The sequence below is a fragment of the Oceanirhabdus sp. W0125-5 genome, assembly GCF_027938815.1.
Lineage (GTDB): Bacteria > Bacillota > Clostridia > Clostridiales > Clostridiaceae > Oceanirhabdus.
Genome location: NZ_CP115913.1, coordinates 3,450,180 through 3,463,836, shown reverse-complemented (window position 1 = coordinate 3,463,836; position 13,657 = coordinate 3,450,180). Strand labels below are relative to the sequence as shown.

Here is a 13,657-nt window from a genome sequence, read left to right as displayed (position 1 = left end):
GAGAATGAAAGACTTAAAACATAATGTAATCAGATTAAATTTGGGGAAACAAAAGAAAAGTTACATAAGATATAAAAAAATTTACAAAAATCACTATGCATAATAATGTGATTAATGGTAATATAACATTATCGAAAAAAATTGTGTGTAAAGTTATATCTTCTGAAAGAAAATATTACATAAAATATTAAGGGTGTGATTGACTATGATGAAATTTATAATGTATGTTAAAGAGAGTAATATGATGGAAGAGGTTAAAATAACAGCTGAAAATGAAGAGGAAGCGTTATACATATGTATAGATGAAAAGCTTCAGTTAATTAAAGGGATCAAATATGTTAATGACTTAAGAAAAGAGTTATATAATGAATTTGAAAAATTCGTTAATAAATTAGAAACAAGCAATAGAGTTATACTATGTAAAGACGTAATGGTAAAAAAAATACCATAAGACAGCTATAAATTATTTACTTTCACTAAGATACTTATCACAATGCACATTATATTTAATTAATAATATTTAAAAGAATATTAATAGTTATTAATATAAGAAAATGCACTTATTTTAAAGTAAGTGCATTTTTTTTGCCCCAAATAATGTAATACTAAGTTCAAAAAGGTCAACTTTTATACAGATCAAAATCTTAATATTATATGAAATATTAAGCAATTCGGTTGAAAAATATGTATTGAATGTATATAATTGTTACAAAGTTTAATAATTAATAATTTGAATTAAAGTATTAATTGGGGAAGGAGAGAGAAAAATGGAACAAGAAAAAAAGGGTAAAGAATTTCAAAGCGGAAGTAAAAAAAGTATAAAAAAATATAGAAATTTGCTTTTTTTATTACCAATAATTCTGGTGGGAATATTTATTTATCAGTTTGTATTTAATACTGAAAAACAAAGTAGGGAAGTAATGAAAAATTACACCAGTTTGAATATTGATAGGTTAAATCAAAATCAAAGTGAAGGGTTATATAAATTGTGTAAAGTATGGGGATTTGTAAAGTACTATCATCCAAATGTAACAAAAAATAATATTGATATGGATGAGGAACTGTTAATATTAATACCTGAAGTTCTAGAAAGTAAAAATCAGAAGGAAGTTGATCAAATATTAGTTCAATGGATTGGTGATTTAGGAAAGATAGATATTAGGAGTAAAGAAATAAAGAACACTAAAAAGGTGAAAATTAGTTCTAGTCTCGATTGGATTGGAGAAGAAAAGTTTCTTGATGAAGAATTAAAAGAATCTCTTATAAAGATTCAGAAGTCAAAAATTGATAAAACAGAAAAGTATGTAAAATTAACCCCTAATGTAGGTAATCCTATTTTTATAAATGAGAAAGAATATAATGATATGGATTACTCAGATAAGAATTATCGACTATTAGGGTTATTTAGATACTGGAATGCCATTGAATACTTTTTCCCATATAAGTACCTTATAGATGAAAATTGGGATGAAGTACTTAAAGTATATTTACCTGAGTTTATTCAAGGGGATGATATGAACTCATATAATTATGTTTTTAATGGGTTAACTAGATGTATTAAAGATGATCATGCTACACTATATAAACCAGGGGTCGGAAATCTTGTTATAGAATCATTGGGGGATAGGTTTATTCCATTACACTTCAATATTTTAGATGATAAAGTAGTGTATGTTGAAGGGTTTTTGAATAATGAAGTTAATGATTCAAATTTTAAAGTTGGAGACGTTGTATTAAAGATTAATGGTGAAGATATAGATGATGTAATAACAAGGTTAGAAGAGTTATATCCACAACAAAACAAAAATCATAAAAATGTGGTTATAAGATATCTATTAAATCGTACTAAAGAAGAAAAGGTAGAGATTACGTTTAAACGAGATGAAGAAATAAATACAGAAGATATTGTAAGTATTCATAAGAACAAAATGAATTATGATAATGAGGATAAGAAATCCCATGAAATGATTGGAAATAATATTGGATATATTAACCCAGGGAACTTGAAGAAGAATGAAATAAATAAAATTATGGAAAAGTTTTTGAATACAAAAGGAATAATTGTTGACTTAAGAAACTATCCATCAGATTTTATTGTCTTTAGCCTAGGGAAGTATTTAATGCCTGAACCTACAGAGTTTGCAGCATTTACAATTCCTAGTTTAGAAATACCTGGACAGTTTGCATTTACTTCTTCAATAAAAGTAGGTGCTAAAAATCCAGACTATTACAAGGGAAAAGTAATGATATTAGTTAATAAATATTCTCAAAGTCAGCCAGAATATACTGCAATGGCTTTAAGAGTTGCTCCAAATGCTGTTGTTTTAGGAACACCTTCTAATGGCGCAGATGGAAATGTAAGCAAGTTAACCTTGCCAGGAGGATTTATAACATCATTTACTGGTATAGGAGTTTATTATCCTGATGGAGGAGAAACACAAAGAGTTGGAATTATTCCAGATGTGATTGTTAAACCTACAATTGAAGGGATTAGAGAGGGAAGAGACGAACTTGTGGAAAAAGCAATAGAAGTTATAGAGAACAAATAATTAAAGAAGCAATATCCGAAGGCAAAGTACCCCTTTAGATATTGCTTCTTTAATTATTGTCTGCTGTGCCACCATTTATCAATATCCTCTTTTTTAAATCTATATAAACTTCCATTCATAGAGAAAGGGATATCGGAGTTGTCATCTTGGACCCATGCCATTATATCTTTCATACTAACATTTAAATATCTAGAAAGCTCTCCAGGATTCATAACTTCCTTAGTAAATGAAGAAAAACCACTTGTAGTACTGTCCTTGAACCATTTATCAACCTCACTCTTAAGAAATCTTTTTTCACCATTAAAGGAGACATGGGGAATTGAATCTATCGCTCCAGAAAGAGATTGAATACTTACATCTAAATACTCAGATAGTTCCGTAAGTGACATAGCTTTTTCATCTTCAAGTTTTAAGGAGTGTATTTCTTCTTTTAGAATATTCTCAAGTTTATTAAGCTTATAATTTAAGGAATTAACTTCATTATAAATTTGATGATTAGAAGAAGTTGCTATAGATAATTTGTTGCTTAAGTCTCTTATAGATACTTCCAATGAATATATTCTTATACCCATAAATAAAATTATAACAATACATGCCGTTATGATAAAAAAAACTTTATTCTTATTATTCATATCATTTTCCTCCTGTAAATATAACCTAACAATAATAACTATATTATACATTATAGCTGTAAAATTTACTAATTTTATCGTAATATGTATTTAAGTACAATAAAAAAACTGCTGAATTGTATCAGCAGTTAAATCACATCTAAGTATTCTTCTAAAGTAAAATTATTATTTTTTATTTCCTCAGCAGCTTCTTTACCTACATAACGTAAATGCCATGGCTCGTATTGGTATCCTGTAATATGCTCTTTACCTTGAGGATAACGAATGATAAATCCAAACTTATGAGCATTAGCTTTAACCCATTTACCCTCGGGAGTTTGTCCAAAACGTTGAGTTAGAACATTTTTAACAGAAGGGCTTGTTATATCCATTGCTAATCCTGTTTGATGTTCGCTCTCACCAGGTCTAGCACTAAATTGATTAGCTTTTTCTAATCCTTTTTTCTTAACATTTGAGGCAAAAATGGATGCTTGTCTCTCATATGAACGATAGCCTGATAAAGCATATAGTTTAATGTTTTCCTTCTTAGCTTGTTCAAATAATTCCTCTAGAGCTTGGGCAGCATCTTTTCTCATTAATTTTTTAGAATGATAACTTTTAAATGGAAAAGGAACATTTGGTACAACTAGATTATTAGGAATGTAATCAGATGGCAATTTATTCGATTTATTTACCAATGCTAAAATATCATCAGGATTACTTATAACAACTTTATCATTTGAATTGTTCCCGTTATTAATAACAAAAAGTGCTTGTCCACTATAAATCATATTTTCTTTTAAGTTATTAATTTCTTTAAGTGTGTTAAGACTCATATTGAATTTTACTGAGATTTTATACAAGGTATCTCCAGACTCTACAATATAAACTTCTTGTTCTTCCTTTTCTCCTTGATCTTTTTCATCCACTTCATTATTGATATTATCTGATGAATCATCATCTGTATCTTTTTTCTCATCATCTTTGTTGTCTTTAATTGAATCCCAAATTATATCCTTATTTCCTTCTATCTTTTCAGGTTTATTATAATACTTATCAAAAGCATCAACTTTATAAACATAAGTAAGTGATGAAATTAATAATGCAATAACAGTTGTACTCAATAATTTCTTTCCTAAATTTTTCTTTTTCAAATATTATTCAACTCCTATATTTAAGATGGGTACTCTCTAGTAGATTACTTCTATATAATAATATATTTTTGTCGACAAAACATTACAAATAGTTTAAGATGACCAAAGAAAATATTTACCTTTTTTGAAAAGTAAAAGCTTAAAAGGATGTAGAGTATGTAAATACTGAATTTATTTAGAGATATTGTGATTTAGAAATTATAAATTAATGTAAAAACTACAAAATGTATTAAAAAATGGTATAATTAATATTGGTAATATAGTATAATACTGTGAAGAGATAGGTAAAAATTAATTTTACAATAATCAGCAGGAGGAAGGCATAATGGAGATTAATATTAGAAGAATTAAAAATGAAATAAAAATATTTTTATTAGCTACTTTTTTAATTACTTATGGAATGGGAATAGTGATGTTAATGGTGTACAAGCGACTTGATGGGAATGCATCTGCCTTTGCATTGGTACAGATGTTACATCCAGCATTAGTTGTTATAGGAATAAAGATTTATTATGAAAAAGATAATATCAAGAAGGGGTTGATGGATTTCTTTAAGGTTTATATTATCTTCACTATATTGTCTACAATGACTTTAATGATTGGCATCTTTGTTTTTCCTAAATATGTAGAGATTGTTCTTGGTATTCTTGTATGTATAATCAGCATAATTACTTTTACTATGATTATGAGTAACAAAGACAATTGCTTTGAATGGATTAATATGGTTGTAGAGAAGAATATTAATGTTGTAATGAAAATTGCAGTGTTGTTTCTAGGAATTTATCCATTTAGATTTGTTCTATATGCTATTTTTAGTGGTGATATCAGTGGGATAGATGCAACTCAAATACTATCAAAAATTTTATTTTCACCCATAACTATTTTTTTTGGTATGTTTTCATTTATTTTGTTTTTCGGAGAAGAGTTTGGGTGGAGAGGATATCTGCAACCTAGATTGCAAGTGTTATTAGGAAAAAAACTTGGTGTTATAATTTTAGGTTTTATTTGGGGAATATGGCATCTGCCTTTATGTTTTATGCTATATAGTCCAGAGAGTCCTATACACTGTGTATTACTACATGTTTTCTATTGTATATTAATGGGGATTTTTATGGGATATGCATATATGAAATCAGGAAATCTATGGTCTGCTATAATAATTCATTTAATTAATAACGGTATGGCTGAAAGCAGTGTTGCAATAGGGGGAGCGATAACATTAAATGATTTATTATTAGGCATTATCATCAATGCTATTGTGTTTATACCGTTTCTATTCACTAAAGAGTATAAGACTGTGGAGAGTGGGGAAGAGTTATGGCTTGGAATATAGGGGTTATGTGTATCAAAGCAAAATACGATGAAATATCAAATATAATTCCTGATATATTTTATAAGGTGGAGAAGAATGTTTTTTTTGAAGATGCAACATCTATTATGATGGGAGAAGCATTAGCTGTTACTCACTCAAACTCGTGGATAATTATAATTGATACACTTGGCAGGTTTATATTTAATGATGAATTTCCAAAGAAGTTGTCAAGACATTATAAAGTAAAAACTTTTTGGATATCGGAAGAGCCAATATTTCGTGATTATAGATATGGTATTCTCAGAAAAGGTGGCATAGGAGCCGAATATATTGGTATAAATCAAGGAGTTAAGTATCTTAATGAATATAAATTAAGAAAAATTGATAAGTATGGAGAAACTATTGCAATGCAAATGATTGAAAAGGAGATATTTAACAAGGAACTTAAAGAAGGGGAATTAAGTTTATTTCCCTTAAAGTATTTAAAATTTGAAATGGATTAATATTTTAACCGAAGACACTCTTCAAGTTAATTACTTGAGGAGTGTTTTTATTTCGTAAAATAGTAACTTGTTTATAAAAATTACATATGATAAAATATAAGCAATAAATGAAAATGATTATCAATTGAATAAGAGGTGATTAAATTTTGATATCCTAAATTATGATTAATTAAAGGAGGGATTAAATGACAATAATAAATGATCTATTTAAAATTATCATGAATAGTGCTGAAGGGGCTTTTTTGCAAGTTGGAGTTTTTGTAGGTGCTGTCCTACTGATATTTGGATATATTAATTATAAGAAGAATGGAAAGTTAATTGAAAGTATTGAGAAATCAAAAAAAGTACAACCTATTATAGGAGCGTTACTAGGACTTAGTCCAGGATGTGGAGGTGCCATTCTAGTAATGCCTCTATATATTAAAGGAACCATCAGTTTTGGTACTGTTATTGCAGCATTAATATCAACTATGGGGGACGCTGCATTTGTTTTAATTACAGTTATGCCTGTAAAATATTTATGGATAAGTGCTCTTTCTTTTATTGTGGCAATAATTACAGGTTATATAGTTGATTACTTTAATTTAGGTAATAAATTAATAAAGAGAAAGCCTATGAAATCAAAAGAACAATTAAAACAAATACATGAAAAGCTTAAACATATTCCTACTGAATTTGAACTCTCTTTTAAAGATAAGAGTATGTCACAAGAGTTTAAGAACCATATTGGTCATGAAGAAGGTGATGAAATAGATATTGCCCTTCATCATAATAATAAACTATCAGGATCCTCTTTTGGGTATAGATTCACTCATGGCATAGGGTATAAAATCTTTTGGAGCACTGTTACTATGGGATTGTTATTAGGAGTACTGTTATTATTTCAGATAGATGTTAACTCACAGATAGGAATACCTTATTTAGGAAGTATCATAGGTATATCTGGTACACTATTTTCTATTGGATATATGATTTTATCTAAAAAATTTCTACAGGATGATACACATCAGGAAGAAGAAAGTAAATTACTTTCTCTAAAGGAGACTTTAATTCATAATGCCATAGAAACAGCCTTTGTTACTACATGGGTATTTGCAGCTTATGTTATTTATGAGTTTGGAGTGTACTTTGTAGGTGGAGAACTTGCAATTGAAAATTGGCTCACTGTTACAGGGGTAATTGCAGTATTAATTGGGGCTATTGTAGGATTAATTCCAGGATGCGGTCCTCAAATTATCATTGTTACACTCTTTTTAAAAGGAATGATTCCTTTTGCAGCACTTTTAGCTAATGCAATTTCACAGGATGGAGATGCACTATTTCCTCTAATTGCAATGGATAAAAAAGTTTCACTATGGGCTACAATTATAACTACAATACCAGCTATAATAGTTGGATTAATATTTTATTTTGTCTTTGAAAGTTTTATTTAAGAGTAATCTCAATAATAACTACTAAATTATTAAGGAATCAGATATCTAAGGATGGATATCTGATTTTTTATTTAACTATATCCAGTTAAATCCTGTTATAAACATGGAAATATTAGTGGTTTTAAATATTGAACACCAGAATTTATGTAAATATTATGTAACAAATAAAGGGGATTAATGGATAATATAGAAGTATTAATAATACACAATATTAGCAAATGGCAATTTAAAGCAACTTAACAATTATTTATTATTTTAGGGGGAATGTATATGGGATATACTGTTATGCTCGAGCTCGATAAAGAAAGTCAAAATAAAATTAAGGAAATGATTGGGGTAATTTGTGAAAATGGAGTAAATCTTTTATGATGAATAGCAATCCTCATATTGCAATTGCGTCATATAGAGAGATAAATGAAGAAAAGTTTTATAGTCAATTAGGAGAATTTTCAAAAAAAACAAAGGGATTTGAACTAAGATTTGAAAGTGTTGGTATTTTTTATTTCGAGAGAAATATTATATACTTATCACCAGTTATGAATGATGAATTATTTAGGGTGCATAAAGAATTTCATAGTAGCTTTGATTCTGAGTGTTGTAAGAATCCTTTTGAGCATTATTTACCTAATAAATGGGTTCCAAACTGCAGAGTAGCAGTAAATGCAACAATGGAGGAAAGTTTAAGTGCAATTACTTCACTTTCAAGTATTTTTAAGCCTTTCAATGTTAGAGTAGAAGGCATTAGAGTAGCTGATTATAATACCTTAGAAAACACAGCAAGGCACGAGTTTACAAAATAGAATAACCCAGAAACAACCCGAAATTCTAAAGATTGAATCAGAGTGAACACAATATATTGTAACTTTGTTAACAAAAAGAGCTGAGTAAATTCTCAGCTCTTTAATTATTTATTTTATTTAATATCTGTAGTAGAATCGTCCTTAGTTTCTGTTTTTAAGAAATTAGGAGTATTTACAACTAAAAATTTTGTGGTCATACTTGTGTTGTTTACCCAGTTGTGTTCAAGCATAGAATCAAAGTGTACAGAATCACCAGGATATAAAATATGTTTCTGATGATCTAAATACAGAGTTAAGATTCCTTCTAAAACATATATGAACTCTTCTCCTTCATGACGATATTCTTCAATTTCCTCTCTCCCTTCATGAGGTAATACTTGAACTAGTTTAGGTAGCATATTACTACTCTCAAGTCTAGTAGATAAATTGTAGTAGATTATATTTGAATTTATTATTTGTGAAACCTCTTGTTCATAGCTTTTAATAACCATATCTTTTTTTGATTTAGGAGATGAAAAAAAGTAAGCTAATTCTACTCCTAATACTTCAGCGATTTTACTCAAACAATCAATTGCAACACTGGTTAAGCCTCTTTCTAGTTGAGAGAAAAAGCCTATTGATAGTCCAACTTGTTCACTTAAGTCTTTTAACGTCATTCCTTTACTTTGTCGTAATACTTTTATTTTATTACCTATATCCTTATTCATGATGTCCTCTTTTCTATATGAAATGTATTTTATATTCATTAAATTTATATATTATTAGTTTTCATAATATTATTATATCATTTTTATATAAAAAAACAAATATAAAGGCTATTGATTTCATATATATAAAATATATTTCATGATTTTAAAGTTTATCATAAATTACTATAGACTTAATTAAAAATCAGGCATATAATATTACTAGAAATAAAAAGATTTTAAAATGATGAAACGTAGGGCTGTTAGTAAGTATATGATGAATTAGGATTTATGATAAAAATCATACTTAAAGTTTTTGTAGATATATTGGATTTTATAATTATGAAATTACAAATAGTAAGTTACATAACTATAAGGTTAATGTTAACAGATATTATTTTCATAAATAGAAGGTGGTGGAATGATGAGGGGAACGGTATTTAATATTCAAAGATACTCTCTCCATGATGGTCCAGGAATTCGAACTACAGTTTTTTTGAAAGGATGTCCTTTAAGATGCTGGTGGTGTCATAACCCTGAGAGTCAAAGCTGTAGGCATGAGATAATGGTATTTAAAGAAAGATGCCAAGCTTGTGGAATCTGTGAAAAGAAATGTCCAGAAAAAGCTATTTCAATTGAAGATTCTTTTATAGATATTAATAATGAAAAATGTAATCTATGTGGATTGTGTACTGATTTGTGTCCTAATAATGTGTTTGAGTATGTAGGTAAGGATATGTCAGTTCAAGAAATAATGAAAGAGATTGAAAAAGACGAAATTTTTTATGAAGAATCTGATGGGGGAGTCACCTTTTCTGGAGGAGAACCAATGATTCAAGTAGATTTTTTAAATGAAGTCTTAAGGTTGTGTAAAGAAAGAGGATTTCATACTGCTGTTGATGTAAGCGGCTATGGAGCTTGGGAAAACTTTAAAAAGGTTGCTGATAAAGTAGATTTGTTTTTGTATGATCTAAAATTTATTGATGATGAAAAACATAAGAAATATATAGAAGTATCTAATGAGTTAATCATTGATAATTTAAAAAAACTATCAGAAATCAGGGCAAATATATATGTAAGAATGCCAATTATAAAAGGAATAAATGACAATGATGAAGATATTGATGAAAGTATTAAATTCTTATCTCAATTGAATATCTTGCAAGTAAATTTACTTCCATATCATAAAATAGGTATGGACAAATATAAAAGAATAGGCATGGAATATAAACTATCAGGTTTTGAAAGGCCTAGTGATGAAAAGATTAATGAAATTGCAATGAAATTTAATAAAGCTGGTATAAAAGTTAAGATTGGAGGATGATTATATGAAGAGTGAAAGGGTTAAAAAACTTAGAGAACAAAGTGTTAATGCAGTACCCTATATATCTATGGAAAGAGCTGAAATTGTTGACTCAGTATATAAGAAGTATGAGGGAAGTGGATCTATACCAGTTTTAAGGGGACTTGCATTAAAAGAATTAATGGCAAAGAAAACCCTATGCATTAACGATGGTGAGCTGATTGTAGGTGAAAGAGGAGAAAAACCAGCTGCTACACCTACTTATCCTGAGTTATGCTGTCATACAGTTGAAGATTTTCAGATTATGAATGATCGTGAAAAAATAAGTTTTAAAACCTCTGAAAGAGCAAAAAAAGTTCAAGAAGAAACAATTATCCCTTATTGGAAGAATAGATCTATGCGTAATCATATAGTAAATAGTATGAGTGAAGAATGGAATGAATGTTACAAAGCTGGAATATTTACAGAATTCATGGAGCAAAGAGGGCCAGGCCATACTGTAGCTGATGGCAAGATTTATAAGAAAGGATTTATACAATTCAAAAAGGAAATTGAACAGGCCATAAGGGAACTTGATTTTCATAATGATGATGAGGCTTTAGATAAGAAGAATCAATTAGAAGGTATGAGTATCGCTTGTGACGCTATAATGATTTTAGGTAAAAGGTATAGTGAGCTTGCTAAAAGCATGGCAGAAAAAGAAGACGATCCTAAAAGAAAAGATGAACTATTGAATATATCAGACATCTGTAAACAAGTTCCTGCCAATGCACCTAGAACATTTGAGGAGGCGCTTCAAATGTACTGGTTTGTACATTTATGCGTTATATCAGAACTAAATCCATGGGATGCATTTAACCCAGGGAGACTAGACCAACATCTATATCCATTTTATAAAAAAGAGTTAGAAGAAGGGTCTTTATCAAGAGAAAAAGCAGAAGAACTATTACAGTGTTTATGGATAAAATTTAATAATCAGCCAGCTCCTCCAAAAGTAGGGATAACATTAAAAGAAAGTGGGACATATACGGATTTTGCTAACATTAATAGTGGGGGATTAAAAGAAGATGGTTCTGATGGGGTAAATGAAGTTAGTTATTTAATACTAGATGTAATAGATGAAATGAAATTATTACAACCAAGCTCAAATGTTCAAATTAGTAAAAAGACTCCACAAAAATTTTTAAAGAGAGCATTAAAAATCATAAGAAAAGGATGGGGACAGCCTTCCATATTTAACACAGATGTTGTTATTCAAGAAATGCTCAGAGCTGGTAAAACAATTGAAGATGCAAGATGTGGTGGTAACAGTGGATGTATTGAGACAGGTGCCTTTGGAAAAGAAGCATATATTCTTACAGGGTATATGAATTTACCTAAAATATTAGAGATTACTTTAAATAACGGTATAGATCCCATTACTTCTAAGAAATTAGGAATTGAAACTGGTGATCCAAGGAAATTTGAAAGCAATGAAGAGCTAATGGAAGCATTTAAAAAACAGCTTAAACATTTTATAGATATTAAAGTGATTGGTAATAGAATTATAGAAAGACTGTATGCAACAAAAATGCCTGTACCATTTTTATCTGTAATAATTGATGACTGCATCAAAGAAGGAAAAGATTATAACGCTGGGGGTGCTAGATATAATACTTCCTACATTCAAGGAGTTGGTATTGGTAATATAACAGATATGTTATCTGCTATTAAGTATAATGTTTTCGATAATAAGAAATTCACTATGAGTGAGATTTTACAGGCAACTAAAGATAATTTTAAAGGACATGAAGGAATATATAATTTAGTTAAAAATAAAACACCTAAGTACGGAAATGATGATGATTATGCTGACGAGATCATGAAAGAAGTTTTCTATGCTTATTATAATGAGGTAACAGGAAGGAAAAATGGAAAAGGTGGAATGCATAGAATAAATATGCTTCCAACTACATGTCATGTTTATTTCGGATCAGTAATTGGAGCAACACCTGATGGAAGATTAGCTAACAAGCCTTTGGCAGATGGTATTTCACCATCTAAGGGTGCAGATAGAAATGGGCCAACTGCAGTTATTAAATCGGCTGCAAAAATGGATCATGTTTTAACTGGTGGAACTCTTCTAAATCAGAAATTTACTCCTGATATTTTAGAAGGAGAAGAGGGGTTAAATAATTTAGCTCATATTGTTAGAGCTTACTTTAAATTAGATGGGCATCATATTCAATTTAATGTCATAAGCAAGGAAACTCTGTTAAAAGCGCAGGAAAATCCAGATGAGTATAAAGAACTAATTGTACGTGTTGCAGGATACAGTGACTATTTCTGTAACTTGAGCAAGGCGTTGCAAGATGAAATCATTGAAAGAACAGAACAAGCATTTTAATTTACTTTAGAAAAATAAGATTGAGCATTTAGAGGAGGAATGAACTATGGGAAAAGTTTTAGGATTCATAGGATGTGGAAATATGGCACGAGCGATGATTGGTGGGATAGTTAATGGTAAAGCATTTTTACCAGAAAATATCATTGCATCTGATTTAACTCAAAAAAATCTAGATGCAGCGTCTAAAGAATATGGTATTTTAGGAACAACTGATAATAATGAGGTTGCACAGAAAGCAGATATATTAGTATTATCTATTAAACCTGATTTATATTCGGTAGTTATTGATGGAATAAAAGATAAAGTAAAAGAAGATGCAATTATAGTAACTATTGCTGCAGGTAAAAATATTAGAGGAACAGAAAAATTGTTTGGAAAAAAAGTTAAAGTAGTAAGAGTTATGCCAAATACACCTGCTCTAGTTGGAGAAGGTATGGCAGGTATGTGTGCTAATGATGAGGTAACTAATGAGGAATTAGAACAAGTTCAAAAAATATTTAACTGCTTTGGAAAAGCTGAAGTGGTTAGTGAAAAACTTATGGATGTGGTTACAGCAGTTAGCGGATCAGCTCCTGCATATGTATATATGTTTATTGAAGCCATGGCAGATGCTGCTGTACTTGATGGTATGCCAAGAGATAAAGCATATACCTTTGCAGCTCAAACAGTATTGGGTTCAGCTAAAATGGTTATTGATACGGGAATGCATCCAGGGGTTTTAAAAGACATGGTATGCTCTCCAGGTGGAACTACTATAGAAGCTGTAGCTGTTTTTGAGAAAGAAGGATTAAGAAATGCAGTAATTTCAGCTATGAGAAAATGTAGAAAGAAATCTAATGAATTATCAAATTATTAATTATGAAGTAAAAGATGCCCATAAGAAGATTCTTATGGGTTTTTTATTTTAAATAACAACCCTT

12 protein-coding genes are annotated in these 13,657 nt (G+C 29.4%); 9 read left to right on the top strand and 3 right to left on the bottom strand.

What is annotated here, in order from left to right; translation table 11 throughout:
* Positions 1-205: 205 nt before the first annotated feature.
* A complete protein-coding gene (locus OW730_RS16000; RefSeq protein WP_271225053.1) occupies positions 206-451 on the top strand; it encodes a hypothetical protein in 246 nt (81 codons plus the stop codon).
* A 316-nt stretch (positions 452-767) separates the two neighbouring features.
* Positions 768-2,549, top strand: a complete 1,782-nt coding sequence (locus OW730_RS15995; protein ID WP_271225052.1) for a S41 family peptidase — start codon at positions 768-770, stop codon at positions 2,547-2,549.
* Positions 2,550-2,602: 53 nt separating this feature from the next.
* Here OW730_RS15995 and OW730_RS15990 read toward each other — a convergent pair whose 3' ends face one another.
* Both OW730_RS15990 and OW730_RS15985 read right to left on the bottom strand, forming a co-directional pair.
* The gene (locus tag OW730_RS15990) at positions 2,603-3,181 is read right to left on the bottom strand and encodes a helix-turn-helix domain-containing protein (protein ID WP_271225051.1); all 579 of its coding nucleotides are present in this window, start codon (positions 3,179-3,181) and stop codon (positions 2,603-2,605) included.
* A 128-nt stretch (positions 3,182-3,309) separates the two neighbouring features.
* Positions 3,310-4,314 (bottom strand): D-alanyl-D-alanine carboxypeptidase family protein, encoded by a 1,005-nt coding sequence (locus OW730_RS15985; RefSeq protein ID WP_271225050.1) that lies wholly within the window; start codon positions 4,312-4,314, stop codon positions 3,310-3,312.
* 325 nt (positions 4,315-4,639) lie between these two features.
* On the opposite strand from OW730_RS15985, the gene OW730_RS15980 reads away from it, so the two are divergent.
* The 4 genes from OW730_RS15980 (at position 4,640) to OW730_RS15965 (ending at position 8,362) form a co-directional block, all read left to right on the top strand.
* The gene (locus tag OW730_RS15980) at positions 4,640-5,647 is read left to right on the top strand and encodes a CPBP family intramembrane glutamic endopeptidase (RefSeq protein WP_271225049.1); all 1,008 of its coding nucleotides are present in this window, start codon (positions 4,640-4,642) and stop codon (positions 5,645-5,647) included.
* On the top strand, positions 5,632-6,129 hold the full coding sequence (locus tag OW730_RS15975; RefSeq protein ID WP_271225048.1) for a hypothetical protein: 498 nt from the start codon (positions 5,632-5,634) through the stop codon (positions 6,127-6,129). Before OW730_RS15980 ends, OW730_RS15975 begins: the two co-directional genes overlap by 16 nt.
* 185 nt (positions 6,130-6,314) lie before the next feature.
* Complete coding sequence (locus OW730_RS15970) at positions 6,315-7,562, top strand: putative manganese transporter (protein ID WP_271225047.1); 1,248 nt, start codon at positions 6,315-6,317, stop codon at positions 7,560-7,562.
* Positions 7,563-7,927: 365 nt separating this feature from the next.
* On the top strand, positions 7,928-8,362 hold the full coding sequence (locus OW730_RS15965) for a 2'-5' RNA ligase family protein (protein WP_271225046.1): 435 nt from the start codon (positions 7,928-7,930) through the stop codon (positions 8,360-8,362).
* A 113-nt stretch (positions 8,363-8,475) separates the two neighbouring features.
* Here the strand turns inward: OW730_RS15965 and OW730_RS15960 are convergent, their stop codons facing one another.
* Positions 8,476-9,069: a helix-turn-helix domain-containing protein gene (locus OW730_RS15960; protein WP_271225045.1), complete on the bottom strand. Its 594-nt coding sequence runs from the start codon at positions 9,067-9,069 to the stop codon at positions 8,476-8,478.
* Positions 9,070-9,469: 400 nt separating this feature from the next.
* On the opposite strand from OW730_RS15960, the gene OW730_RS15955 reads away from it, so the two are divergent.
* From OW730_RS15955 to proC, 3 genes are read left to right on the top strand one after another with little or no spacing between them, the layout of a single operon-like run.
* A complete protein-coding gene (locus tag OW730_RS15955) occupies positions 9,470-10,372 on the top strand; it encodes a trans-4-hydroxy-L-proline dehydratase activase (RefSeq protein ID WP_271225044.1) in 903 nt (300 codons plus the stop codon).
* Between the two features lie 4 nt (positions 10,373-10,376).
* A complete protein-coding gene (hypD, locus tag OW730_RS15950; protein WP_271225043.1) occupies positions 10,377-12,737 on the top strand; it encodes a trans-4-hydroxy-L-proline dehydratase in 2,361 nt (786 codons plus the stop codon).
* 46 nt (positions 12,738-12,783) lie between these two features.
* Positions 12,784-13,593, top strand: coding sequence for a pyrroline-5-carboxylate reductase (gene proC / locus OW730_RS15945; RefSeq protein ID WP_271225042.1), 810 nt, complete (start codon positions 12,784-12,786; stop codon positions 13,591-13,593).
* Positions 13,594-13,657 lie beyond the last annotated feature (64 nt).